The sequence below is a fragment of the Erwinia persicina genome (assembly GCF_019844095.1).
Taxonomy (GTDB): Bacteria; Pseudomonadota; Gammaproteobacteria; order Enterobacterales; family Enterobacteriaceae; genus Erwinia; species Erwinia persicina.
Window position 1 is genome coordinate 65672 of record NZ_CP082142.1, and the last position, 25131, is coordinate 90802.

Below are 25131 nucleotides of genomic sequence, written 5' to 3' on the forward strand. Positions count from 1 at the left end.
TCTGATTTCTTTAAATTCAGTAAAAATTGGCGGGAGAAAGATGAAGCTATTTCACCCTGCCACAGTGGCTAAAAACTCTCTTACTGTCGTATACATCACTCACTCTGCCTCTGCAGTTACCGGCAGTAGCCGACATGGCAACAGGAGGTCTGTGGTATCGGAGTGCGGTATTTGCGCCGGCAGCTTAAGCGCACATCGCGCCTGCCCGTTCCAGTGTACGGTCATTGCTTCTCCCGGATTAATCCCGCTCAGGTAAACGCTGCCGCCGTCGTTAACGATACCCACGTCCTGCTTTTTGTGGTTTTGCACTGTGGCACCAAACGGTGGCGTAGAACCATCAGCCAGGCGGAGCACCGCCATCGCTTTCTCACCGGCTATCACCTCAAACCTGCGGTAGCCAATGGCACCTTCGGTCAAGGTCGCCTGCACCACGGAGCGCGTCGCCTCAGCGTTTTCAGGCAGTTTATTCAGATCGATGCTGACCTTGTTGCGGTAGTAACTGTTCACGTCGGTGATTACCGCTTTACCGAAGCCGTTGGTACGTGTCACGGCACCATAACCGCCGATCGGAATATCCGCTACGCCGTCGGTATCCAGCAGTATGCGCGTGCCGCCAATCATCCCAGCTCTGTGCAGCGCGGCGCCTTGAAGGGTGGCCGTTGCCCCCCCTGTAACGATAACCCCGCCGATGAGTAACGCCCTTCCTGGTAACTGGCGTTGGCGTTCACCTGCGCCATATCGCCCTGATGGGTGTAATAACCGCTCGCCGTACCGCCGCTGCGGGTGATACCGCTGGTCAGATGATAACTGTCACCATTTTCAAGTCGGTCGTAATAACCCACCTGATGAGTGTTGTCGCTGCGATCATAGCTACTGCTGTAGCTGAACGATTTGCTGCCACCCAAAGGTACCGACAGCGAGAGGTACATGCCGTCATCGTTGGTGCCGTTATACTTATTGCGGTACCCCGTCAACGACAGGCTCAGGTTTCTGTACTGACCGATGTCGAAATTGCGCGACAATGTCAGGGTATAGCGATCGTTGGCAGCACTGTTCCAGTAAGTCTGGTGGTTATAGTTCAGGTAGGCGCTTAATCCGAGATCGCGGAAGTGCTGGCTGAAACTGATGGTGTACATCTCTTTGCTGCTCTGGTTGCGGGTGCCATAGGTCAGCGCATCCAGGTACTCGCTCATCGACATGTAGTCACGTTCAGAGAAGCGGTAACCGGCAAAAGTCACCTGACTGTCATACTCGTCGAAGTTTTTCGAATAGCTCAACCGGTAAGAGCCGCCGGTCAAGGTGCTATCCTCCCACTGTGGCAAGCTGACACGCGACTGGGTCACGTCAAACGACAGTGCGCCGAACATCATCAGGTCACGCCCCACACCCACCGCCAGCGCGTTATAATCCCCGCCCGCCAAGGCGCCACCGTACAGCGACCACCCGTTGCTAACCCCCCAGGAAAACTCCCCGGTGGCAAACAGGGCTCCGTTAATGTTGTGCTTCCAGTCAGAAGGTCGACCACTCGCGATTTTGTAACGCACGGTCCCCGGCCGTGTAAGGTACGGAATGCTGGCGGTATCGATGCGGAATTCTTGTACGCTACCGTCCTGCTCTTCGATCCGCACATCCAGTTGCCCGGAGACAGCGTCATTGATGTCCTGTATGCGAAACGGGCCCGAGGCGACCTGAGTCTCATACAGCACACGCCCCTGCTGGCTGATCACTACCTTGGCATTAGTGCGCGCCACCCCGGTCACCTCTGGCGCGTAGCCACGCAGGTTCGGCGGCAGCATGCTGTCATCACTGACCAGGCTGGCACCGGTGAAGCGGAAGCTATCAAAGATGTCGGAATACAGGTAATCCTCTCCGACCGACAGCTTCGCCCCCAGACGGGAAATAGCCCGGTAAGCGTAAAAGCGGCTCCAGTCCCAGTTCTGACGCGTCCCTTCAGCGCTGCCGTTTTGATGATCCAGGCGAGTTTGCCAGTCCGCACGCAGCCGCCAGGAACTCAGATTGGCGCCAACCGTGCCGTTGCCACTGACGTTGTAGCTCTGCTGGCCACGTTGCTGCTGGCGCTGGGTCTGTGCATTCACGTAATAATCCAGCAGCAGGCCCGGCACACCCTCATCCCAGCGTGAAGGCGGATCCCAGTTGTCTGCCGCATATTCCAGATAAGCCTGCGGCAGGTTTACGGTGAGGCTGGCGCTGCCCAGATCGGCACGCGCCGACATTCCCTGCAGACTATCCAGAGTCAGGCACTCACCCTGATGCCACCAGGTCAGTTTTTCTTTCATATCCGGCTTTAAGCCGAACTGTTCGACCATTGCAGGGCTGATACAGGCTGCACTGTCTTTGGCATCGCTCTCTGCGGGATAAAAAATTACGGATTGCTCAGGCAACTCCTGCCTGTTAATTCGTACCAGCATCATGTAACTGCCCGGCATGATATAGCCGCCGCGAGAGAACTGTCCCAAATCAATATTCTCTCGATCTTTTAAATCAAGCACATCGGTATTAAACTGCACCTCTTCCGCACTGGCATCCCACACGAAGAACCCCAGTGCACAGGCAATATAAAAACCCAAAGCACGGGGGCGAAAGGGTAATAAATTCCATTTAGGCATTATCATGCTAATAAGTCCCTTTTTATTCTTATGCCAGCACTATCAATGAAAAACCCATGCACCGGAAAAATAGCAGACACACCGATTTAATCGGTCTCTGCTCTTAAACTCCGAACCAGCAAGAACCGATCAGTAATAATCCATTTTAAATCTGATCGTTGAGGTATATTCCCCACTCCGTAATGTCTGTTGATTACTGACCAATCGCAGAAAGTAATTAAGCTCTCTATCGCTCACGACAACATCAGGCAAAGGTGTTGGATTCCCAGGCATGATTATATTGCCGTGACGGTCAGTAAGTTGCAGGGCTATACCTTCAGCTTGCCCATCGACACCGAATAATCCATTATCCACCCGGCCATCAAATGTCACCTGAAAACGTTGCCATTGTGTTAAATTATCGTCAACTCTGTTCAAAACACAGTTAACTAACCGAATAGTAAATGGAAGAGTCAGCCCTTGTCCGTCACGTATTATTTTGGTTAATGGCATCACGGAAATATCAATAGTTTGATCGCGGCTGTCTGTATCAATAGCGCAGGCTGTTTCTATAACAGCGCCTTGCATGTTGACCCGCCCCCAACTCGCCACCGCCTGGCTAGTTGGCAAAGGTAAAAGTATCAACAGGCAAAGCGTCGAATAAGGAATCATTAGATGTTTCATTGCTGACAAACCTTCCGTAGACAATACTCAAAAGAATGCATGCGGGATACACCCGCATGCATAATTAATTATGTCATTGGGACGGATTATTTGTAGTTCAGAATGAAATTGGCCACGCTCTGGAATTTACCAGGAATGATAGTCTCAGCCTCGCCACCGTCACCTTTCAGATAAGCACTGAAGGAAAGTGTGGTTTCAGTAGAGCCGGCACTAATAGTATTTTCAGTCGTTGGCTGGCCCAGCTTTATCACATTGTTGCTGCCGTCGGTAATAGCAATACTGGCACCTTTAGCGTCGCCGGTCATACCCAGCAAGCCATCTTTACCTGGGGCACCATCAAAGGTCGTTGTTACCAACTTGGCCGTTTCCAGGCTGCATTTTTCCAGGTGGATGTCAAAAGGTTTAGGCTCGGAATTACCACCTTTAAGCAGCGAAACGTTAGAAACTGCACCAAGATCTACCGTCTGGTCCACAGAATTTGGATCAATTGAACAAGGAGCATCGATAATAGAACCAGTAAATGTTACTTTACCGTGGCCCTGATCGGCAGCCTGTGCGCCAGAAATGGTACCGAACGCTAATACTGCTGCCATCATAATTTTATTCAATTTCATTTTTTGCTTCGTCCTTAATAAAAAAGTTTATCCTATTTTCTTTTCGTCGCGGCAGTTTAATGCGATATCACACCCTGAGAGGCATAGCGGGTCGTCACCTATTTGCAACGTACCCACTGCCTAACTCCATGAACAGGGCTTCGGCGACTGAATAAATGCTACACAAAAAAATAAAAAAAAGATAAATAATCCAATTAATCGCTCAAAATTAGCATTTAAAACCAAATTAACAAAAATCATGGCAAATGCAGAGCATTAAAACCCAGGTTTTTCTAAAGCATCAACAAGTTATATAGCGATAATTTTTATAAGTTTTTTGCTTAAAAATAATTACTAACTTTAAGGTTGACGAGGAGCGTCTAAAACCTCTAAATTCCGGGCACCAAAAAAAACAAGACTATTCTTATTGTGCAGTAAACAAAAAATTCGAGCTAAGGGACAAGTGAGACACCCATGAAATACATTATAAATTTAACAATAATTTTCGATCCCAAAGGCAGAGAGTTGGTACTGAAAAACGACAGTCAGTTATCATTGGGTTTATCGAAGCCCGCAACTCGCCTGTTAAATGAACTGGTTAACAACAGCAACATTGATTTATCCCGCGACCAGTTGATCAAGCGTGTATGGGAGGATTACGGGTTTTCGCCCTCTAATGCCACTCTGAATAATCACATTAGTGAATTAAGAAAAGCCTTCGAGAGTTTAGGGGCCAACAAGGACATTATCATCACCCTGCCGCGTCTTGGGTTCAGGCTGCAAGCGGAAATCTATCCTATTGTTTTAACAGCATCTAACGTTAACAATCCGGTCGTGCAGACAGAAAATACTCCCCTGTTAAAAGAAGATGCAGCCATGGTGATAGACGCCAGTACTGTAGAATCGTCAACAGATAACGGAAAGAAAATCAGGGGAAAAAACGCACTTTTGATAATCGGTTTGATAGCTGTCGTTACCGTTGCAGGCCTGACACTAGCTAACTTTTTCAAGAAGGAGGCAAGACCATCCAGCGCCATACAGAACAAATGCAACATTTATAATGTTGATGGTAGTCTTCCATCTTCCGGGTTGGCCCTAAAAGCAAGGAAAATGATAATTGCTGAAGGTATAGATTGCTCCCAGGAGGAGACTGATGTTTACTATGCGGAGACTCGTCCTGACAATGAATTCCTTAGGGTTTTCTTTATGGCAGTTTGTGTTAAAAGTGACGATGACAGCTATAATAATTGCATCAACTATAAAATAATTAAGTGATACTTCATGAAAAGAACAATTTTTATAATGTCATTTTCCATTGTGATTATCACTTTAATAATCCTGACATTCCATAGCTATCTAAACAGGGGGAACTTTCGTTGTGATACTCAAGTGAAATCCAGGATCGCTATCGAGGGTCAAGAAGAATTATACCTCAACCTGCATATAGACATCGTTTTTGCCACGCCTGAAAAAGGCGCAATTAAGTTAATAGGGACACTTAAAGGAACGAATCTTGATTATAAAATATCCAGAAACTTGTCACTTAAAGTGAATGAGTCTAAATTAAGCTTTATGAAGAGGGTGACTATAGTAAAACAAACCATTCACCCCATAGATAACGTCCCTGAGGAATTCTGGCAGCGTTACATTACACCAGAAAGAAACGGTGTCGAATTTTATGTTGAAATAAAGGAACCTAAAACAAACACATTTATTTTTAAAGGATTATCCAACCCCTATTTTGTTTGTAACCGATACGGTGATTAGCAATAAAAACCCGCTAAAGAAAAAACAACAGCCTGGCAAAAAAAAGCAAATGTAAATAAATGCAATTATTTTGATTTATTTTTAATCAATCAAATAATATCAGTCGGGATATTTACTCTGCTTAAGACCGGATTTTATGTATCAGAGTGCGGTGCCAGAATCATATCAAACAGAAGAAGGCGCGTTCAGCCATCCACTGACCTCCGGCTTCAGCAGAACAGACGAAATGCATCCCTCACACTGATATTGAACGCAAATAAAAAACGCCTACCGAGATCACCATTCTCAACAAATACCATGATATCCCTGATCAATGATTACAATCCTTGCATATAAGGTTTAATTTTCATCTTAACTACTTTTTCGTCTGGCATGGAATATTATTCTTAACCACAAAAGTCCCCTGCCTGTCATAAAGATAAACAATCATCAGCTGGCACCTCAACTACTCACTCTCCATAAACATGAAGTGTTGGTTTACCTCCTATACGATAAGTGCGCTCAGGCGTTCCGTGATGAGAAAGTTAAATTACACACGTATTAGTGAATTGTTCTGCTGGATGTTGCAAGGTTGTTTATCTAAAGTTTGGCCGTGCGCGGCCGATACCGATCCTAGCCTGGCCCCGCTTTACGGCCGTTGAATCTGGAATGTGAAACTGAATATGAGCGGGACTTTCTGTAGCGACGAAGCAAAACGCCTGGCGGCGCTTGAGATGCTCAAGGCCGATGATGCGGATCGCGATGACATTCTTCAAAAATTTACCCTGCTGGCCAGCGAACTGCTGGGCATTCCCGGCAGCTTTGTCTCGGTTCTTGATGATGAGAACCAGTTTATTAAAGCATCCTGTAATTTTGACCTGAAACAAACGTCGCTGCAGCATGCTTTTTGCCGTCATACGCTGGCGCTGGGCAAAGTGCTGGTGTGCCACGACACCCATCTTGATAGCCGTTTCAGCCAGCATCCGCTGACCCTGGGTGAACCCTTTATCCGCTTTTACGTGGGGGCCCCGTTGCGCAACCGCGACGGCATCACCATCGGCACCCTGTGCGTCACCGATATTAAGCCGCAGGCGTTTTCTGCAGAACAGATCCGCCTGCTGGAGCTGCTGGCCAGCCTGGTCATTGGTTATCTGGATGCCTGGTATATTGCCGGCTATCAGGATGTGGTAACCCGTCTGCCAAACCGTCAGCGCCTGATGAAAGATATTGAACTGCTGCAGCAGGCCGGCAACAACGAACCTCATCATCTGACGCTGATCGACTGCATTGATATGCCGCGCGCCTATGAGATTGCCCGATCGGTTGGTATGAACGCCGTGGAAACACTGCTGAGGGAGCTGACCGCTATTCTGCGCACCCGCCTCAGGCTGCAGAGTGATGACGTTCTGTATACCGTTGCGGTCGGTCGCTTTGCCCTCCTGAGCAACAGCCAGCAACGGGCGGGCGGGCGCGAACTGAGTCAGCAACTGGGAGAGATACGCGCCCATCTGTTCGACAACATTACCATTGATGCGAAACCGCATGTTGGTGAGGTGAACTTTGTACCCACCGACTTGGAGGTGCCTGAGGTACTGCGCCGTGCGGTCAGCGCGCTGCACGAAGCCATCAGCCTGAAGCAGAGTTATATGGCTTATAATGCCGACAGCGATGGCCGCAGAAGTCAGCATTTCCGGCTGCTGCACGACCTGGCCGCGGCGGTTCGCGGCGCACCGGGCCTGTATCTGGTTTATCAGCCGCAGATGTCTCTGCGCCTGGGCAAGCCGGTCGGGCTGGAAACACTGCTGCGCTGGGATCATCCCGTGTACGGTAACATTCCCCCCGATGAATTTATCCCGCTGGCGGCACAAACCAGCCTGATGGAGGAACTGACGGAATGGGTGATTGACCATACCATCGCGCAGCTCAGCCTGTGGCGCAGCAAGGGACTGAATCTGCCGGTCTCAGTCAATATGTGCGTCAGTGATTTTTCGCGTGTGGATTTTGCCGATAAGCTGGAAGCCAGAATACGCAGTGCCGGACTAAAACCGGACGATCTGTGCATAGAGTGTCTGGAGAACGAGCAGGTACTGGAAAATGCCGATGCCCGGCGCGGACTGAGTAAACTGAAGCTGCGTGGATTCCGCATTGCGCTGGATGATTTTGGCTCCGGTTACAGCAATATTAATACCCTGTGCCGCATTCCGGTGGATGTGATCAAGCTTGACCGCTCACTGATCCAGCCGCTCTCCCACGACCCGGCCAGCGAAGTGATCGCCCGCCATATCATCACCATGCTGAAAGAACTGCATTACGTGGTGCTGGCCGAAGGGGTGGAAGATCAAAAAACCCTGGCCTCACTACAGCGTCTGGGCTGTGATGAAATCCAGGGTTTTTATTATTCACGACCACTTATTCCGGAAAGTGTGGAGCGCTGGCTCCGTTCACACTATCCCCTGGCCTGAGGGTCAGGACTCCACCCATACCGTCTGCGCATTGGTGAACTCGCGCAGGCCGAAGTGTGACAGTTCGCGGCCAAAGCCACTTTTTTTCACGCCACCAATCGGCACGCGCGGATCGGAGAAACTTGGGGAGTTGATAAACACGCCGCCAGTTTCAATCTGTGACGCCAGACGCTGCGCCCTGTCCAGATCGCGGCTCCACAGGCTGCCGCCGAGGCCAAACTCGGAGTCATTGGCCATTGCCACCGCGTGAGCGGCATCGTCCGCCACAATCAGTGAGGCCACCGGGCCGAACAGCTCCTGGTCGAAGCTGGTCATACCGGGCTTAACGTCGCTCAGCACCGTAGGCGCATAGTAATTACCCTCACCCGGCAGAGCATGGCCGCCCACCAGCAGCGTGGCCCCCTCTTTCAGGGTGGCCTGCACCTGCGCGTCCAGTTCGTCACGCAGATCGTAGCGGGCCATCGGACCAATCCAGGTCCCCGGTTCGCGTGGATCGCCGATTTTCATCGCTTTCACCGCGCTGACAAATTTCTCGCTGAACTGTTCAAAGACGGCGGCCTCCACAATGATACGTTTGGCAGAAATGCAGAGCTGACCGTTATTCATAAACCGTCCGGCGATCGCCCCCTTCACGGCGGCATCAATATCCGCATCGGCCAGGACGATAAAGGCATCCGAACCGCCCAACTCCAGCACGCATTTCTTAATGGCGGCACCGGCCAGGGCAGCAATGGCTCCACCGGCACGCACGCTGCCGGTCACGGTTACAGCCGCAATACGTTTATCATTAATCGCCTGCGCCACACCGTCATTATCAGCATTAACCACCGCAAACAGGCCCTCAGGCACGCCCGCCGCCGTCAGGATCTGCTGCAATAACAGCGCGCAGCCCATCACGTTCGGCGCAGGCTTCAGCAGATAGCTGTTCCCCGCCAGTATGATGGGAACGGCACCGCGCAGCACCTGCCACACCGGAAAATTCCACGGCATCACCGACAGCACCGGCCCCAGCGGCAGGTAATCGACAAAGGCCTTATCGCCCTCCACCCGCGTCGGTTCACGCTCGAGGAAAGCCGGGCCGTGCTCGCCGTACCATTCGCACAATCTGGCGCTTTTCTCGACTTCCGCCAGCCCCTGATCCACGGGTTTTCCCATCTCGCGGGTCATCATCTCCGCCAGGGGCTGCGCCTGCTGACGCAAGCCACCGGCGATGTTCTGCAGCAACCTGACACGATCAGTGATGGCGCTGTGCCGCCATGTCCGGAAGGCCGTGTAGGTTAAGGCCAGCGCCTCATCCAACTCTGTTCCGCTGGCGAAAGGATAGCGGGCAACGACCTCACCTGTGGTGGGGTTACGTGAAATGGCTACCGCTGAAGAAATATGAGTCATGATGGCTCCCTTAAGTGATTCACAATGGGTCCATCCTAGTCTTGTAGTGCATTCTTTAAAAATGAATAATAAAGAAAATAATTTACTCAATAAGAGAATGCTATGGATCTGACCCAGCTGGAAGTTTTTCGCGCCGTCGCAGAAGAAGGCAGCGTGACGGCAGCGGCGGACAAATTACATCGCGTACCGTCCAATATCTCTACCCGGCTGAAACAGCTGGAGGAAGAGCTGGGCTGCGTGCTGTTTCGTCGCGAGAAACTGCGACTGCACATGACCGACAGCGGCAGAACGTTTCTCGATTACACCCGGCGCATTCTGGCGCTCACCGCCGAGGCGAAACAGAGCGTTTCCGGGCAGCAGCCGGGCGGAATTTTCACCTTAGGGGCGATTGAGAGTTTTGCGGCCGTCCGTCTGCCGCCGCTGATTGCACGCTACCACCAGAGCTGGCCACAGGTGGAACTCGATCTGACCACCGGCCCCTCCGGGGATATGATCGACGGTGTTCTCGGCGGGCACTACAGCGCCGCGTTTATCGACGGCCCGCCAAAGCATCCGCAGCTGGAGGGTGTCCCGGTCGTTGACGAAGAGATGGTGCTGATTTCGGCACTCAACCATCCCCCGGTTCCCGACGCCACCAGCATCTCCGGCGCGACCATCTATGCATTTCGCGCTAACTGCTCCTATCGCCGGCTGTTTGAAAACTGGTTCTCACGCGAGAATGCGGCCCCGGGCAAAATTTTTGAGATGGAGTCGTATCACGGCATCCTGGCCTGCGTCAGCGCCGGTGCCGGGTTAGCGCTGATCCCCCGCAGCATGCTGGACAATATGCCGGGACGCGACAACGTTCACGCCTGGCCGCTGAGTGAAGGTATGGGGCAGATTGCTATCTGGCTGGTGTGGCGCAAAGGGATGCGTTCGAATAATTTGCAGGCGATGGCTCGCCTGCTGCAGGAGGCGGGCTGAGGTCTCAGTTCCCGAAGCGAGGCAGAGAATGAAAACGCCGTTTAAAATAGATCAGCCCGCCCCCCTCTTCTTCCAGCCAGATTGCCCGCACCGACACCAGGTAGATTTGATGTGTTCCCAGACTCTGCACCTGGCTGATTTCACCCTCCAGGCTGGCCAGCGCGTCGCCCAGCAGCGGCTGACCATATTCCCCCTGCCGCCAGCCGTCCAGCAAAAAGCGATCCGCCATGGCCAGCCCGGTCATGCCGGCAAAGTGGCGCGCCATCACCTCCTGGTGGTGATTGAGCACATTGATACACATCCGTCCGTTGTGCTGAAACACCGCATTCATGGCATTGCTGCGGTTAATGCAAACCAGCAAGGTCGGCGGCGTATCGGTCACCGGACACACGGCGGTAGCGGTAAGACCACAGCGCCCGGCCTCCCCCTGCGTGGTCACGATACAGACCGCGGCCGGAAGACGGGCCATGGCATCGCGAAACGGTAAACGCTGTAAGCTGTCATCAGACATCACTGACGCCCCCGTTCATCAGACGATCCAGCTGGCAGATATCGTCATTATTATGCAGATGCGGTTTTTTCCAGCCGTGGCGGTCATAATCTGCCAGACAGCGGTCAACCATCTCCATCATGCCGTCCATCGCACCGGAGTGACGCGCATCACGCAGGCACTGCATACGCACTTCGTCCTGGCTGCCCGCATAATTGATTTCATAAAGCTCATGGCGCCCCCCGAACTCGCTGCCGCTGGCATCCCACATCAGTTTCATAATTTTGATGCGCTGCTCGTGATCCATTCCGTTAGACCCCCTCACGAAGCGGGCAAGGTAGCGGTCGATTTCCGGGTTCTGCAGATCGCGTACGCTGGAAGGCAGATAAATCAGCCCGCTGGCCACGTTGCACTCGATAATATGCTTGATCTTTGCCCAGGCCATCGGAGCCATGACCCGGTAGGTATTCATCGCCTGTGCATCCGGCAGATATGCCCCGTTAACCCAGGGTCTGGCCTCCGCTGACATCGCATCGCTCAGCGACCAGAACAGATTGCGCCAGGCCACCACTTCCCCCAGCGCCGCCTGTACGCCGCGAAATTCTATGGTGCCGGTGCATTCCAGGCTTTTGTGCAGCAGCGCAGTCATAAAATCCAGCTTCACCGCCAGCCTGACGCAGGCCTGCATCGGGTAAAGTCTGACAAAACCGCCCTCTGCATACCAGCGTCGGCAGCGGTCGAAATCGCGATAGATCAACACGTTTTCCCAGGGGATCAACACCTTGTCCATCACCAGTATGGCGTCATTTTCGTCAAAACGGCTGGAGAGAGGGTAATCGAACGCGGATCCCACCGCCCCCGCCGCCAGCTCATAGGAGGCACGGGAAATCAGCTTCACCCCGCTCGCGTCCATCGGGGCAATAAACATCAGCGCAAAGTCCGGGTCGCTGCCCATGACCTGCGCGGAACCAAACCCGATAAAATTGAAGTGCGTCAGCGCCGAGTTAGTCGCCACGACTTTGGCCCCGCTGACGATAATCCCGGCGTCCGTCTCCTTTTCCACCCGGATATAGACATCCTTCACCGCATCAACGGCCTTGTGACGGTCAATGGGTGGATTGACGATGGCGTGGTTAAGATAGAGCCCCGCCTCCTGAATCCGGGTGTACCAGTGGCGCGCATTATCCGCATAAGGCCCGTAAAAATCCGGGTTCGCCCCCAGCGCGCTGGCAAAGGCCGCTTTATAATCCGGCGTACGGCCCATCCAGCCGTAACTGAGGCGTGACCAGGCGGCAATCGCGTCCCGCTGCTGGCGGATCGCCTGCGCGCTGCGCGCATAGCGGAAAAAACGGTGCGTATAACCGCCGCTACCGGTATCCGTCTCCTGGCACAGCGTGTTGTGCTGTTGCGGATCGTGCAGGGCATCGTACAGCGCGGCAACACTACCGGCTGCATTGCGGAAGGCCGGATGGCGGGTGATATCTTCCACCCGCTGGCCATAGATATAGATTTCACGCCCGTCGCGCAGGCTTTCCAGATATTCACTGCCGGTAAACGGGCGCGTGAGTGAGGCTCGGTGATCGTCAGGTTTCATCGTGTTTTCTCGGGTTCAGAGTAGAAGATGACGCCGCTGAGGCGCATAGATTGTTATAATTTTGTTGCTATTTAAGCGTGGGACATCCGGCGCAGGAAGAGACGTTTCTGGCTATCTCAGGCACTTTTCAGTAGCCTGCCCATTATCGTCAACAGAGGCATAAAAAAGCCGCTGTAAGGACACCACTGGCCGCACTGCACTCTCCGGGAAACCCTTGAAGTCATGAAAAGAAAAACGCTTCTGACGCTGACTGCGTTATTGTCTGCCCCCGGCGCACACGCCGGATGGTATAAAGTGGATAACTATGCGGGGACTATCGGGGCCTGGCCGGTGCATATTTCTCTGCAGCAGTACGACAGCTATGGCAGCGGGCTCAATATTAAGGGCAGCTACTACTACGATAAGCATCGCGCCCCTATCCCGCTCTATGGCAGACAAACCGCCACCACGTACGCGCTGTGCGAAATCCACAGCGCTGCGGAATTTGACCGGGTGATGAATCAGGGAACAACGGAGGCGATGGACACCCGCGCCTGTCCTTTCCGCCTTGCGCGCGAGGGCGATCGCCTGCAGGGTGAATGGCAGCAGGGCAAGAAGCGCTACGCGGTGTCACTGCAGCACACCGCGTCGCTGGATAACACCGCAGAAGGCAGCATCACGGGTAACACCGTCGATATCCCGTTCTGGGGGCAAACCGCCACCCACAGTTTTGTCGGCCACTATCAGGCCAGCGCCGACGGTATTGCCATCCGCCGCGTCAGCGTGGTGAATAAAAGCACCGGGAAAGTGGATCAGATCCTCGACCCGCAGCAACACCAGTGTGAATTCGGTTTTTATATGACGGCGATCTATCAGAATATTGAACCCTTGATCAGTGGAAAGGCATTACGCTCAACTGCTACAGCCAGAAAGCCGATGTCGTGGTGGATTATCGTTTTGATGCCGGGCAGAAGCGCTATCGCGCCTCTGCGCCATAACCCTCACCGGCGGCGGAATTCGCTGGGCGAACATCCGGTCAGACGGTGAAAAAAACGGGCGAAATAGGCCGGATCTTTGTATCCCAGCTGCCAGGCGATCTGGTGAACGCTGCCCGCGCTGAACAACAGCAGCCGCTTTGCTTCACGCAGCGTCCGTTCAAAGACCAGGCGTTTGGGGGCTGGTTGGCCAGCCGGCGGCACAACTCATTAAGACGCGACTCGCTGATCCCCAGTTCACGGGCATATTCCGGTACCGTCAGATGCTCACGGTATTTTTCATCCACCATTTTTGTGAAGCGCTGAAACATCGTCATCTCGCCACGTACACTGATGTGCCCCGCCCCCCCTTCTCCCGATGACACCTCACGCAGCAGCAGCAGAAATAACGCCTGAGACAACAGTCTGAGCTGGGTATCACGCCCCTTGCACTGATGAGAAAACTCCTGTGCAACCAACGTCCAGAGATGAGCCAGCGCACTGCGCGTCAGTGGACTTTCCACCAGCGACAGGCAGAACCCGGGGATCATCAGCGCATCGCGACTGCCTGGCCACAGCGCCTGCAGCAGCGGCCAGATCAGTTCCTGCCTGACCGTTAATACATGCCCGTCGCTGTCCTCTTCGGTGATAAAGGCATGAGGCACGGAAGGGGGATCAGAACGAACAGCGGGGCCCGTACGGCATAATGATGATCGTCCAGCTGGAGCTCAATTTTACCGCTGGTCAGGCAGTGAAGTTGAAAATAACGGTCATGCCAGTGTGGGCGCATATCGCGACCAAAAAAGGCGGCCATCTGTGAAAAGACGGCATAATGCACATCATCGCTGCCGTCGTTTCCATCCCCGAACTGCTGGCTGATATTAATATTTTCCATTGCCCTCTCCCGTCCATCCTGTTCAGGGTTGCCGGCCGATCTTATGGAAGATGATGGCATCGCTCTCTCCCCGAACCGTCACCGTGACGACACGTCAATAACCGGCGTCGGTCGGGTGGTAAAGCGTGCCGCCAGCGATTCGGCCGATCTCGCCAGCAGGGTGGTATCGACGCCGGGTGCAACAAACAGCGCCCCCAGTTCCAGATAGCGCTGCGCCAGCCCTTCATCGGCAGTCAGGATCCCCGGTGCCTTACCGGAAGAACGGATGCGGCGATAGCCTGCTCGATAACGGCCTGTACCTCAGGGTGGCCGGGGCGGCCTGGAAAACCCATATCGGCACTCAGATCCGCCGGGCCAATAAATACGCCGTCAACCCCGTCGACGGCGAGGATTTCTGCCAGATTCTCCACGGCCTGCCGGGTTTCGATTTGCACCAGAATACAGAGCTGTTCCCCGGCCCGTTGCAGATAATCAGCAATACGGTTCCAGCGGGAAGCACGGGCCAGGGCGCTGCCCACCCCGCGAATACCCTGCGGGGGATAATAACAGGCCCTGACCGCGGCCCGGGCTTCGTCACCATTCTGCACCATCGGGATCAGCAGGGTCTGCGCCCCGATATCGAGCAGCTGTTTGATCAGCACCGGATCATTCCAGCTCGGACGTACCACCGGGTGACAGCAGTAAGGGGCTATTGCCTGCAGCTGTGCCAGCACCGAACGCACGTCGTTAGGGGCGTGCTCACCGTCAATCAGCAGCCAGTCAAATCCCGCCCCGGCCAGCAGCTCGGCGCTGTAAGGATCGGCCAGCCCCAGCCACAGGCCAATCTGCGGATCTTTCTGTAATAAGGCTTGCTTGAATTCGTTGATAAACATAATCACTCCTCAGATAAAGCGACAACCAATCGCGCCCATCGTGCCGTAGTCCACGTGGAACGTGTCCCCTTTCCGTGCTGCCACCGGGCGGGTAAAGGAACCGCTCAGGATCACCTGTCCCCCCTCCAGCTGAACATCATGTCGCGCGAGCTTATTCGCCAGCCAGGCCACGCCATTTGCCGGGTGATTCAGTACCGCTGCCGCCACACCGGACTCTTCGATCACCCCATTACGGTACATCAGGGCGCTGATATGACGCAGGTCGAGTGCATCGGGTCTGACCGGCCGGCCTCCCATCACGACCCCGGCGCTGGCGGCGTTATCGGCAATGGTGTCGAAGACTTTTCGCGGCCGCTGCGTCTTAGGGTCAATGCCGTGGCAACGGGCATCGATGATCTCCAGTGCCGGGATCACGTAGTCCGTGGCATTCAGCACGTCAAAGAGCGTGCACTGCGGACCGCGCAGCGAGGTGCCCAGCACAAAAGCCAGCTCCACCTCGACTCGCGGCACGATAAAACGTGCCACAGGGATATCGCTCCCTTCGACGAAAAACATATCGTCCAGCAGTGCGCCGTAGTCGGGTTCGTTAATCTGCGAGGTCGCCTGCATGGCTTTGGAGGTCAGGCCGATTTTGTGACCTTTCAGCAGACGGCCTGCGGCGATTTTTCTGGCAATACCGCGTCGCTGTATGGCATACGCATCGTCCAGGGTGATCTCCGGATGCCTGAGTGAGAGCTGGCGGATCTGTTCGCGGTTTTTTTCAGCCTGATTCAGCTCGGCCGCCAGCCGGTCCAGCGTAAGATCGTCTAACATAGGGTTCATTCCTTCATGCCTGAAACAGCGCGTGAACATTATTTTGTTTAAAGTTGAACTGCGGATGCAGCTCCTCAAGCACCAGCGACAGCGCCAGATAACGCCGGGCCATTAAGGCCGCAAAGTGGCTTTTAATCAGTTCAAACAGCCCCGACAGCACCGGACGGAGCTGTTCCGCGCGACGTCCGTGCCCGATTTTCAGCGTCATATGCACAAAGGCATAATCCTGCTGACCGTCCGCCATCTGCCAGGTTTCCACCCAGTGAACGCGGCTACGGATGCCTGCCAGAGGGAAAAGCCCGCTGTCGGCAAGAAAGGCATTAACCCGGGAAAAAAGCGCCGGAAATTGCGCCTGCTCACGGATATTGTCACTGCACTCGACGATAAAGTGCGGCATGGTCGACCTCCTTATTTACGCCATCTGGGGAAAGATAACGTTCACCTGCCCGGTACCGGAGCTGGGAAACAGGTCGGTGATCACTTCGGCTTTCTGGTGATAGCGATCCCAGCCCAGCAGGCCCATCAGCATCACGGTGTCATGCATATTGCCCTCGCCGTAACAGTAATCGGCGTACTCCGGCAACATGCGACAGAACTCGGTGAAGCGCCCCTCCCGCCAGAGTTTCATCACCCGCCTGTCCATCTGTTCGTCAAACTCACGGGTCCAGGCGTTCATCCCCTCTTCCGCCCGCTGGTCATCAATAAAACGGTGAGAGAGAGAGCCGCTGGCGAGCACCGCCACGGTGCCAGGATATTTTTCTACCGCCCGCCGCACCGCCTCACCGAGGCGTCGGCTGTCGGCAAAATCATGGACGGTACAGAAAGCGGAGATCGACACCACTCTGAAACGGCGGTCGCTGTTCATATAACGCATCGGCACCAGCGTGCCGTACTCCAGCGTCAGGCTTTCAATGGCATGCGCCTGGGCGCGAACGCCCTGTGCTCTTGCCTCCTCAGCGATCAGGTAACCCAGTGCCGGGTTACCTTCATAGTCATAGGCCATATCACGGATAAAATGTGGCAGTTCGTGGCTGGTGTAGATGCCGCTGAAGTGCGCATTGCAGTTGATGTGGTAGGCGCTGTTCACCAGCCAGTGGGTATCAAAAACCACCAGCGTATCCACGCCCCGCTCACGGCATCGGCGACTGATTTCATGATGCCTTCAATCGCCGCCTGGCGGCAGCCGTGATGTTTACCCGGCATTTCAGAGAGATACATTGACGGTACGTGGGTGATTTTGGCCGCCAGCGCTAAGGTTCCCATGCTTCCTCCTTACAGACCCCATTGGGGGATCGGATGATCGCCAAATGAGATGCAAACGTTTTTCATCTCAGCGAAGACTTCAAAGCTGTATTCGCCCCCTTCGCGGCCCGTCCCTGACGCCTTCACGCCGCCAAAAGGTTGACGCAGATCGCGAACATTTTGCGTATTGACGAACACCATTCCCGCCTCAATATGCCGTGCCAGCCGCATCACCTTGCTGACATCCTGCGTCCAGAGATAAGAGGCCAGACCGTATTCCACGTCGTTGGCCAGCCTCAGTCCCTCCGCCTCATCCTTAAAGGGCAGCAGGCAGGCGACGGGGCCGAAGATCTCCTCCTGCGCCACCCGCATGCGGTTATCCACGTCAGCCAGCACCGTCGGCCGCAGAAAATGGCCGTGATCCAGTCCCTCAGGTTTTTCCGGCCCGCCAGCCCGCAGCGTGGCCCCCTCTTCCATACCCAGACGGATATAAGCTGACACTTTGTCCCAGTGCTGACGGCTAATCAGCGCCCCTATCTGTGTGGCGGGGTCGGTCGGATCGCCGACGCGCAGGCGGTTTGCCCGTTCAGCAAACCGCTGCACAAACGCGGGATAAATACTCTGCTGAATAAAAATGCGGGATCCGGCGGTGCAGCGTTCTCCATTAATAGAAAAGATGGTGAAGAGCGCCGCATCCATTGCGCGGTCGATATCAGCATCCTCAAAGATCAGTACCGGAGATTTCCCGCCCAGCTCCATCGAGTATTTTTTCAGACCGGCGTTTTTCATGATGTTACGCCCGGTGGTGGTACCGCCGGTAAACGACACGGCACGCACGTCGTGATGCCGTACCAGCGCGTCACCCGCCGTGGCTCCGTAGCCCTGTACCACATTCAGCACGCCGGCGGGTATACCAGCCTCACGGGCCAGCGCGCCCAGCCGGTCGGCCGTCAGCGGCGAAAGCTCAGACATTTTCAGGATGGCGGTGTTGCCCAGTGCCAGGCAGGGTGCCACCTTCCACGTGGCGGTCATAAACGGCACATTCCACGGCGACACCAGCGCGCAGACGCCGACCGGCTGGATCAACGTGTAGTTCAGCATCCGGTCATCAACCGGATAGGTGCGCCCGTTCATCTGCTGGCAGATCTCAGCAAAGAATTCAAAGTTGTGGGAGGCCCGGGGGATCAGCACATTTTTGGTCTGATGGATCGGCAACCCGGTATCGGCCGTTTCCAGCGCGGCGATATGCGGTACGTCACGGTCAATCAGCTCACCCAGGCGGCGCATCAGCCGCGCACGCTCTTTCATCGGGGTGTTAGCCCATTTAGGAAAGGCGGTACGCGCCGCGTCGACCGCCAGGGCCACCTCGCGTTCGCCGCCCGAGGCGACCTCGGCCAGCACCTCGCCGGTGGCCGGGTTGCTGGTGGTAAAATAGTCGCTGCTGCTGATATTTTTGCCGTTGATCCAGTGGTTGATCTTTTTCATCGTGCACCGTCCTCATACTGTTGTTCACTGACGATCCGGTTGGTTAAGCGGCCGACGCCCTCCACCTCCACGACCACTTCATCGCCGGGGCGCACGTCAGACAGCCCTTTCGGGGTGCCGGTAGCAATCATGTCCCCCGGCTGTAAGGTGATAAATTCGCTCAGCCAGGCAATAAGAAACGGAATATCAAACACCATGTCACGCGTGCTGCCGCTCTGTCGCAGCTCACCGTTGACGAAGGTTTTCACCTGCAGGTGATGGGGGTCCGGCAGCGCGGCGGGATCGACAATGGCCGCACGCAGGGGCGTCAGGGTGTCGCGACTTTTTACCCGCAGGTTAGGCCGGTAATAGTTTTCCAGATAGTCGCGTACCGCGTAGTCGTTACACAGGGTATATCCGCCGACATACTCCATGGCCCGATCGCGGCTGACGTGGCGCGCCGTTTTGCCGATCACCACCACCAGCTCTGCCTCATAGTGCATATAGTCGACCTGGTCAGGCCGTACCGATACACTGCCGTCTCCGGTCAGGCTGTTTGCCGCCTTAATAAATACCAGCGGCGTGTCCGGCGCGTTAAAATTCAGCTCGCTGGCGTGGTCGGCATAATTCAGACCCAGCGCAAACAGCGTGGGGGTGGCTTCGGGCTGCTCGCACAGCGGTGCCTGCTGGCTGAAGCGGTTATTCAGCGAGGGTAATCCGGCGGCTTTCACCGTGACACTGTCACCGTCCTGCAGTGCCACCCGCTGCTGCGGCGTTCCCAGCAGGATCATGTCGCCGGGTTGCAGGGTCACAAACTCACTCAGTGCCGCAATCAGTTCAGCCGCATGACGGTGCAGACCACCGGTATCCCATACGTCCCTGACTTCGCCGTTGATCTCGGTAATAATTTGCAGCGCGCTGACATCACGCAGCGCTACGACTTCACCCACCGGACAGAAACCATCGCGGCACTTGGCCCTGATCGCCGGACGATAAAAATCCTCCTCTGCCAGGCTGACCTCATTGGCCAGCGCATAACCCGCTATATGGTCTTTCGCCTGCGCCGGCGCCACCTTATGCGTTGTTTTTGCGATAACCACCGCCAGTGTCGCCCCGCTGAACACGGTGACGCCGGCCGGCAAACCGATGGTGTCACCGTGATGTCGCCAGGTATTACGTGGCTTGATAAACCAGACGGGCGTCTCAGGCGGCGTGTTATAGGGCGGTTGGTGGAATTTTTCAGCCCAGGCCTCAGTCTGTGACTGATGATTTAGCGCCACGCCAAAAATGGTTCTTTTCATCATTACCCTCAACTCTGTTATTTCATTAATATGTTAATGAAATTAGAATTACGCGCGAAAAGGGCAGGGATCAACTCCGTTTTCACGGGTTGTGATCTCAATTACAAAAAATTAACAATTACAAAAAAGCGATATTTTTCATATGATTGATTAGTGCAAAGAAAGCAATGAAAAGTACCTGAGGCGGTGGGTCATGCCGGGCGCTGGCCTTTTTATGTTAGTATTAATAAAACCCCTCATTACAGTAAAATAATGCACGAATCTCTGACTATTGCTCTCTTACAGGCCCGCGAAACGGCCATGGGCTATTTTCGCCCGATCCTGAATCGTTACGGACTGACCGAACAACAGTGGCGCATCGTGCGGATACTCGCAGACGTAAACATGCTGGACTTCCATCAACTGGCGCAGCAGGCCTGTATTCTTCGCCCCAGTCTGACCGGGATCCTGACACGACTGGAACGTGACGGGCTGGTATCACGCCTTAAACCTGTCAGTGACCAGCGTAAGCTGGTGGCCGCACTGACGCCCGCCGGTCAGGCGCTGTACCAGCAGGCCAGACGTGAAGTGGATGCAGGTTACCTGGAAATTGAGCGCCATTACGGTGAAGAGAAACTGCGACAGCTAACGCGGCTATTAGAAGAATTCAATCAGCGGGCGTAAACCGGCTAATCCGCCAGTCTTGCCATCATCTGCCCCAGCAGTTGAAACAGACTTAACAGCAGCATCCTCTGCCGGGTGTTAAGCCGCAGATAGCGTCGCATGGGCGGTATGCTTAGCCGTACCTCACTGGCAGCAAAGGGTTCAACCTCGCACCGCCAGTGGCCATGCGCCAGGGTAAATCGAAAACGCCGGTAGTCCAGCTCACCCAGCGTCCGGGCGATGATCGGATAGCGTTTCACCATCTGCAACAGTCGCCCGGCATCATGGCCTGCCTCATGCGTCTCGAAAACGACGGGCTGACGTTTCAGCCAGCCGGGTTGGCGGGCCAGCAGGATGACTCTTTCCTGCAGTGCACAAACGCCCTCCAGACGAAATAGCGTGTGCGTAATCTGGCCCATAAACAGCCGCTTCCTGCGGCTGGTGACGGTAACCGTCCGCCGTTCGTCGAGTTCAATGGCCATCATTCCGGGTACGGGCTGGCTTAAGGGCCAGCCAGCAAGATCATGGCTGAGACGCGCCAGCAGCGGATCATTCCAGAGAACGCAGGACATCACGACGCCCCGATGATAATGCGCGATCGCTAAAAGCACGTTCCAGCACAACTTCAACCGCTTCGGGTTTAAAAGGATTAATCCGCATCACGAAAAGTGACCACAACAGGGCATAACAGGAAGTCAATGCAAGCATCGTGCAGAAGGGAACCAGGATAGCGTGAGGATTCATTCCCGGCGGGGTGATGTTCACTATCGCCATGAGTATCCCTGCACTGGAGAGAACCTGCGGGAGCGGAAAAAAGGGAGAACGGTAAGCCCGCGGCAGATCGGGCCGACGAAGCCGGAGTAGCACCACTGACAACGTCACCAGCAGATAGGAAACACCCCAGGCACACACTGCCGCCAGCACCATCGGCAGGATGTGGCCCAGATCGCCCCGCAGGAGAACAGCATGGATGCAGGGAATGACCACCGCCACGGCAATGGCCACCACAGGCGTTTTAAAGCGCGGGTGCAGCCAGGTGAAGCATTTGGGCAAGGCCCCGTCCAGCGCCATGCCATAGAGAATACGCGGTACCGCAGCCATCAGGGTATTGATGGTCGCCGCGCCCGCCAGCAGCATTCCAGCACCCAGCCACAGCTTTCCTGTCTCCCCCATTACCCGTCCGGCAAACGCCGGGATCACCAGCGGCGTATCAAAGAGATGTACCCCCTTTGCCGCGTCCAGCAGCACGTTCGGCACCTGCCGGTTAAGTGCCGCGCCGAAAAGCAGCATGCAGCCAGCCACACCGCACAGGCCCAGCGCCATGGCGCGGGGGATGGTTTTATCCGCGCGGCGGATCTCCGGTGCCATCGGCGTCACCAGTTCACAGCCGACAAACATAAACATCGCCATTCCCGTCATGCTGATCAGCCTCTGAGGATGGTGGAAGTCTGGCGGCAGGCCGAACCAGCCCGCGTGAGCGGGAACGGGTGCCGCCAGCAGCCCGCAGAGGCTGAAGATCAGCAGCGTACTCCACATGATGAAGGTCAGTACCACCTCCACCTTGCCAAAAATTTCGATGCCGGTGGCGTTCAGCAAACCAAACAGCAGCACCATGCCTACCCCCACCAGCCAGCTGTCAGAATGCGCGCCAGGATGCAGCGTGCCGTCGCCAAAGTTGACCATTGCTATCACGCCCGACAGGATGGTTTCTGCCGTCCCCGCAAACACATGCACCACCAGATAGGCGCACAGCGCACCGGTAATAGCAAAAAAACGCCCCATCCCGCAGGAGATATAGTCGTAGACCGAGCCGGTCGTCGGGATGAGGATGGCGGCCTCTGAAAAGCTCATCAGCTGGGCCTGCATCATAATAAAACCGATCAGTATCGCCACGGCGAAGGTATCCCCCCGCGGCCAAATCCGCTGGTCACCGTCAGGATCACCGGACTGGCCATAATCAGTCCCACCGAACTGGCCAGCGTGGTAGGAAAACCGACCGCCCCCTGTTTAAGATGCGCCGCAAGCCTGTGTTTTAACATTTTACTCTCCCCGGAAAGGACGAATAAAAGGAGTGTAAACAGGCATTGAGAGCGCTCAGTATCGCCCGAAGGAACGATACTGAGCGTTTCCTGCCGCAGCTCACGTTATTAAAATGTTTATGGTGTGTTAATTAAAAAAACTGACAAGGAGAAGGCATGGGCATCCTCACACCATCCGTTCAGCCGGAAGCGTTTATTCATGAATGTCTGTACACCGTGACACATCTGATCCCCGGGCATCGGCGGTATTTTACCTGGTAGACAGTAATCTGGTACCCGGTCAGCACCTGCTGTCCGGCATCCCGGCCGACGTCCATCAGGCCTATTTACAGGACTTTCTGGTACTGGATCCCCTGCATCCACGGCTGTTCAATCACCAGCCGGTCACCCTAGCCGGACTGCATGAGGCGATACACAGCACCCCTTATTACCGGCAGTTTATGGTGCCCAATCACATGGAGGATATGACGGAGATTTTTGTCCGCCGGCGTAAACGTATCGTGGCGGGCCTGTCGATTATCCGTGACTGTGCTTTCACCGCCGCCGAGCGACTCCGCCTGCGCGCATCGCTACCGCTGATTGAACTGGCAACGGAAGAACTGATCCCCGGCGCGGCACACTGTCATTTAACGCCCAAAGAGCTGCAAATTGTCGGCATGGTGCGGGAAGGGGCCTGTAATAAACGCATTGCCCGCCAGCTTGACGTCTCTCTGTCGACCGTCAAAACCCACCTGCGCAATATTTTCGCGAAAACTCAGGTTAACAGTCGTACCGAACTGGCCGCCGGATCGGGGCTGACGTATCACAGAGAGACCCGGTACTGAACCGGGCAGTGCTCTTGTAACGGCATCGTCTGCCAGTCAGTAACGCATCATAACGGACTTTAACTGCGTATAATCCGCCACAAAGGCGCTGCCAAATTCGCGCCCGTTGCCGGAACTTTTTACCCCGCCAAAAGGCAGTGCCGGATCGAGGAAGGTATGCATATTCACCCAGACCGTTCCTGCCCTGATACGCTCACTGTAGCGTAGCGCCTTGCTGAAATCATGAGTCCAGACGCTGGCAGCCAGCCCGTAGGGTGAGGCATTCACCCACTCCAGCGCCTGCTCCTCATCGTGATAAGCCATAAACGCGCCTACCGGACCAAATGTCTCCTGCTGCATTAACGTGGCCTCGGCGCGATTCACTTTCAGCACCGTGGGTAAAAAGTAGTAGCCCGGCAGGTCCGGTGAACGCCCACCGCAGAGCAGTTCATCTCCCTCTTTTTGCGCCTGAGCCACCAGCGCCCGCACTTTTTTAAGATGCGCGCTGTTCGCCAGCGGGCCCAGCTGACATGCCTCGTCGAGCGGCGATCCCGCCGTCAACTGAGCCAGCCGCCGGCAGAGCGCCTCCAGCACATTGTCGCACTTCTCCGCCGGCAGATAAAAACGCTCGGCAGCCGCACAAATCTGCCCCTGATTGATATAACCCGCCTCGATAATGCCGTCGACCATCTCCTCCTCGGACATATCGTCAAGGAACAGTGCTGCATTCTTCCCACCCAGTTCCAGCGTGAACGGTATCGCGCGTGCACAGGCCGCACTGCCCACTGCCCTGCCGGTTAATCCAGAGCCGGTAAAGGTGACTTTTGCACAGTCAGGATGGTCGGTAAGTAGCGGGCCGAGCAGCCTGCCATCACCGTTAATGATGTTGATCACCCCACGCGGAAAGCCCACCTCCCCTGCCAGCTGCGCCACCCGCAGCATCGTCAGCGGCGTAAACTCACTCGGCTTAAGCACCACAGTACAGCCGCAGATCAGTGCCGCGGCCATTTTCCAGACGGCAATCATGATGGAAAAATTCCACGGGAGGATCCCGACAACCACGCCCAGCGGCTCGCGCGTGGTAAAACCCCGGTATTTTTCACCCTGAAAGGAAGGTAATGACAGCTCAGGCGTTTCACCGGTAATTTTTCCTGCCCATCCGGCAAAGTAGCGCAAAAAAGCCACCGACTGATCCAACTCCAGCCCGCGTGACAGCGTAATCAGCTTGCCGGAGCACAGCGTTTCCAGTTGAGCCAGCTCCTCACGGTGTCGCTCCAGTGCGTCGGCAAGCTTCAGCAACAGCGATCCTCTTGCCAGCGCGGGCATGGCGGCCCATTCCCCCTGAAACGCCTGCTGCGCCGCTGACATAGCGGCCTGCACATCACTGGCTCCGCCATCCCGTACCTGGGCAATGTTCTGCGCCGTCGCCGGGTTGATAACCGGACGCAACGGCCCCTGACCGGGCAGGCTGTTGCCATTAATATAGTGGCCGTGTTCACGCTGTAAAAATGCGCTCACCGCCGGAAGCACTGCGACTTCACTCATAATCCCTCCTGGTAATAAACGATGGTTGTCTGTTC

At 55.2% G+C, this 25131-nt stretch carries 17 protein-coding genes and 6 pseudogenes; 7 read left to right on the forward strand and 16 right to left on the reverse strand.

What is annotated here, in order from left to right:
* Positions 1 to 99 precede the first annotated feature (99 nt).
* From K6L24_RS21895 to K6L24_RS21905, 3 genes and pseudogenes are all read right to left on the reverse strand, one after another.
* Positions 100 to 2633: pseudogene (locus K6L24_RS21895) on the reverse strand (outer membrane usher protein).
* A gap of 123 nt (positions 2634 to 2756) precedes the next feature.
* Positions 2757 to 3290, reverse strand: coding sequence for a fimbrial protein (locus K6L24_RS21900; RefSeq protein ID WP_137269710.1), 534 nt, complete (start codon positions 3288 to 3290; stop codon positions 2757 to 2759).
* 86 nt (positions 3291 to 3376) lie between these two features.
* Entirely contained in the window at positions 3377 to 3904 is a 528-nt protein-coding gene (locus tag K6L24_RS21905; RefSeq protein ID WP_062748859.1) for a fimbrial protein, read from the reverse strand.
* Between the two features lie 453 nt (positions 3905 to 4357).
* On the opposite strand from K6L24_RS21905, the gene K6L24_RS21910 reads away from it, so the two are divergent.
* From K6L24_RS21910 to K6L24_RS21920, 3 genes are all read left to right on the forward strand, one after another.
* A complete protein-coding gene (locus K6L24_RS21910; protein ID WP_062748856.1) occupies positions 4358 to 5158 on the forward strand; it encodes a winged helix-turn-helix domain-containing protein in 801 nt (266 codons plus the stop codon).
* A gap of 6 nt (positions 5159 to 5164) precedes the next feature.
* Positions 5165 to 5650 carry a hypothetical protein gene (locus K6L24_RS21915; protein WP_222682353.1) on the forward strand — a complete coding sequence of 162 codons (486 nt, stop codon included), beginning with the start codon at positions 5165 to 5167 and terminating at the stop codon, positions 5648 to 5650.
* Between the two features lie 662 nt (positions 5651 to 6312).
* Positions 6313 to 8091 carry a sensor domain-containing diguanylate cyclase gene (locus tag K6L24_RS21920; RefSeq protein WP_062748852.1) on the forward strand — a complete coding sequence of 593 codons (1779 nt, stop codon included), beginning with the start codon at positions 6313 to 6315 and terminating at the stop codon, positions 8089 to 8091.
* A 3-nt stretch (positions 8092 to 8094) separates the two neighbouring features.
* On the opposite strand, the gene K6L24_RS21925 is transcribed toward K6L24_RS21920, so the two are convergent.
* On the reverse strand, positions 8095 to 9480 hold the full coding sequence (locus K6L24_RS21925; RefSeq protein ID WP_222682354.1) for an NAD-dependent succinate-semialdehyde dehydrogenase: 1386 nt from the start codon (positions 9478 to 9480) through the stop codon (positions 8095 to 8097).
* Positions 9481 to 9582: 102 nt separating this feature from the next.
* Here K6L24_RS21925 and ptrR point away from each other — a divergent pair, with 102 nt between their 5' ends.
* The gene (gene ptrR, locus K6L24_RS21930) at positions 9583 to 10443 is read left to right on the forward strand and encodes a putrescine utilization regulator PtrR (RefSeq protein ID WP_062748848.1); all 861 of its coding nucleotides are present in this window, start codon (positions 9583 to 9585) and stop codon (positions 10441 to 10443) included.
* 4 nt (positions 10444 to 10447) lie between these two features.
* Here ptrR and hpaC read toward each other — a convergent pair whose 3' ends face one another.
* Positions 10448 to 10954 carry a 4-hydroxyphenylacetate 3-monooxygenase, reductase component gene (hpaC, locus tag K6L24_RS21935; RefSeq protein ID WP_222682355.1) on the reverse strand — a complete coding sequence of 169 codons (507 nt, stop codon included), beginning with the start codon at positions 10952 to 10954 and terminating at the stop codon, positions 10448 to 10450.
* Complete coding sequence (hpaB, locus tag K6L24_RS21940) at positions 10947 to 12527, reverse strand: 4-hydroxyphenylacetate 3-monooxygenase, oxygenase component (protein WP_062748843.1); 1581 nt, start codon at positions 12525 to 12527, stop codon at positions 10947 to 10949. The genes hpaC and hpaB overlap by 8 nt, the downstream gene beginning before the upstream one ends.
* A gap of 222 nt (positions 12528 to 12749) precedes the next feature.
* Between hpaB and K6L24_RS21945 the strand changes: the two genes are divergently transcribed.
* Entirely contained in the window at positions 12750 to 13553 is an 804-nt protein-coding gene (locus tag K6L24_RS21945; RefSeq protein WP_245006744.1) for a hypothetical protein, read from the forward strand.
* Here the strand turns inward: K6L24_RS21945 and hpaA are convergent.
* From hpaA to K6L24_RS21980, 7 genes and pseudogenes are all read right to left on the reverse strand, one after another.
* Positions 13508 to 14375, reverse strand: a pseudogene (gene hpaA / locus K6L24_RS21950) (4-hydroxyphenylacetate catabolism regulatory protein HpaA). The gene K6L24_RS21945 and the pseudogene hpaA sit on opposite strands and share 46 nt — an antisense overlap.
* A gap of 78 nt (positions 14376 to 14453) precedes the next feature.
* Positions 14454 to 15247, reverse strand: a pseudogene (gene hpaI / locus K6L24_RS21955) (4-hydroxy-2-oxoheptanedioate aldolase).
* Positions 15248 to 15256: 9 nt separating this feature from the next.
* Entirely contained in the window at positions 15257 to 16060 is an 804-nt protein-coding gene (gene hpaH / locus K6L24_RS21960) for a 2-oxo-hept-4-ene-1,7-dioate hydratase (RefSeq protein ID WP_062748834.1), read from the reverse strand.
* Between the two features lie 13 nt (positions 16061 to 16073).
* Positions 16074 to 16457 carry a 5-carboxymethyl-2-hydroxymuconate Delta-isomerase gene (locus K6L24_RS21965; RefSeq protein WP_062748832.1) on the reverse strand — a complete coding sequence of 128 codons (384 nt, stop codon included), beginning with the start codon at positions 16455 to 16457 and terminating at the stop codon, positions 16074 to 16076.
* A gap of 15 nt (positions 16458 to 16472) precedes the next feature.
* Positions 16473 to 17323: pseudogene (gene hpaD, locus K6L24_RS21970) on the reverse strand (3,4-dihydroxyphenylacetate 2,3-dioxygenase).
* 9 nt (positions 17324 to 17332) lie between these two features.
* Complete coding sequence (gene hpaE, locus K6L24_RS21975) at positions 17333 to 18787, reverse strand: 5-carboxymethyl-2-hydroxymuconate semialdehyde dehydrogenase (RefSeq protein WP_137269704.1); 1455 nt, start codon at positions 18785 to 18787, stop codon at positions 17333 to 17335.
* On the reverse strand, positions 18784 to 20067 hold the full coding sequence (locus K6L24_RS21980) for a fumarylacetoacetate hydrolase family protein (RefSeq protein WP_062748878.1): 1284 nt from the start codon (positions 20065 to 20067) through the stop codon (positions 18784 to 18786). Before K6L24_RS21980 ends, hpaE begins: the two co-directional genes overlap by 4 nt.
* Positions 20068 to 20319: 252 nt before the next feature.
* Here K6L24_RS21980 and hpaR point away from each other — a divergent pair, with 252 nt between their 5' ends.
* Positions 20320 to 20730, forward strand: a complete 411-nt coding sequence (hpaR, locus tag K6L24_RS21985) for a homoprotocatechuate degradation operon regulator HpaR (protein WP_062748876.1) — start codon at positions 20320 to 20322, stop codon at positions 20728 to 20730.
* Positions 20731 to 20735: 5 nt separating this feature from the next.
* On the opposite strand, the gene K6L24_RS21990 is transcribed toward hpaR, so the two are convergent.
* The gene (locus tag K6L24_RS21990; RefSeq protein WP_222682356.1) at positions 20736 to 21281 is read right to left on the reverse strand and encodes a DUF3156 family protein; all 546 of its coding nucleotides are present in this window, start codon (positions 21279 to 21281) and stop codon (positions 20736 to 20738) included.
* A pseudogene (locus K6L24_RS21995) lies at positions 21259 to 22748 on the reverse strand (APC family permease). The gene K6L24_RS21990 and the pseudogene K6L24_RS21995 overlap by 23 nt, the downstream one beginning before the upstream one ends.
* 156 nt (positions 22749 to 22904) lie before the next feature.
* Here K6L24_RS21995 and K6L24_RS22000 point away from each other — a divergent pair.
* A pseudogene (locus K6L24_RS22000) lies at positions 22905 to 23572 on the forward strand (helix-turn-helix transcriptional regulator).
* A 36-nt stretch (positions 23573 to 23608) separates the two neighbouring features.
* On the opposite strand, the gene K6L24_RS22005 reads toward K6L24_RS22000, so the two are convergent.
* The gene (locus K6L24_RS22005; protein WP_222682357.1) at positions 23609 to 25096 is read right to left on the reverse strand and encodes an aldehyde dehydrogenase family protein; all 1488 of its coding nucleotides are present in this window, start codon (positions 25094 to 25096) and stop codon (positions 23609 to 23611) included.
* Between the last annotated feature and the right edge of the window lie 35 nt (positions 25097 to 25131).

Excerpts from the sequence above, each read along its gene's own strand:
- K6L24_RS21900 (WP_137269710.1), bottom strand. The coding sequence starts at position 3,290 with ATGAAACATCTAATGATTCCTTATTCGACGCTTTGCCTGTTGATACTT.
- K6L24_RS21905 (WP_062748859.1), bottom strand. The coding sequence starts at position 3,904 with ATGAAATTGAATAAAATTATGATGGCAGCAGTATTAGCGTTCGGTACC.
- K6L24_RS21910 (WP_062748856.1), top strand. The coding sequence starts at position 4,358 with ATGAAATACATTATAAATTTAACAATAATTTTCGATCCCAAAGGCAGA.
- K6L24_RS21915 (WP_222682353.1), top strand. The coding sequence starts at position 5,165 with ATGAAAAGAACAATTTTTATAATGTCATTTTCCATTGTGATTATCACT.
- K6L24_RS21920 (WP_062748852.1), top strand. The coding sequence starts at position 6,313 with ATGAGCGGGACTTTCTGTAGCGACGAAGCAAAACGCCTGGCGGCGCTT.
- K6L24_RS21925 (WP_222682354.1), bottom strand. The coding sequence starts at position 9,480 with ATGACTCATATTTCTTCAGCGGTAGCCATTTCACGTAACCCCACCACA.
- ptrR (WP_062748848.1), top strand. The coding sequence starts at position 9,583 with ATGGATCTGACCCAGCTGGAAGTTTTTCGCGCCGTCGCAGAAGAAGGC.
- hpaC (WP_222682355.1), bottom strand. The coding sequence starts at position 10,954 with ATGTCTGATGACAGCTTACAGCGTTTACCGTTTCGCGATGCCATGGCC.
- hpaB (WP_062748843.1), bottom strand. The coding sequence starts at position 12,527 with ATGAAACCTGACGATCACCGAGCCTCACTCACGCGCCCGTTTACCGGC.
- K6L24_RS21945 (WP_245006744.1), top strand. The coding sequence starts at position 12,750 with ATGAAAAGAAAAACGCTTCTGACGCTGACTGCGTTATTGTCTGCCCCC.
- hpaH (WP_062748834.1), bottom strand. The coding sequence starts at position 16,060 with ATGTTAGACGATCTTACGCTGGACCGGCTGGCGGCCGAGCTGAATCAG.
- K6L24_RS21965 (WP_062748832.1), bottom strand. The coding sequence starts at position 16,457 with ATGCCGCACTTTATCGTCGAGTGCAGTGACAATATCCGTGAGCAGGCG.
- hpaE (WP_137269704.1), bottom strand. The coding sequence starts at position 18,787 with ATGAAAAAGATCAACCACTGGATCAACGGCAAAAATATCAGCAGCAGC.
- K6L24_RS21980 (WP_062748878.1), bottom strand. The coding sequence starts at position 20,067 with ATGAAAAGAACCATTTTTGGCGTGGCGCTAAATCATCAGTCACAGACT.
- hpaR (WP_062748876.1), top strand. The coding sequence starts at position 20,320 with ATGCACGAATCTCTGACTATTGCTCTCTTACAGGCCCGCGAAACGGCC.
- K6L24_RS21990 (WP_222682356.1), bottom strand. The coding sequence starts at position 21,281 with ATGTCCTGCGTTCTCTGGAATGATCCGCTGCTGGCGCGTCTCAGCCAT.
- K6L24_RS22005 (WP_222682357.1), bottom strand. The coding sequence starts at position 25,096 with ATGAGTGAAGTCGCAGTGCTTCCGGCGGTGAGCGCATTTTTACAGCGT.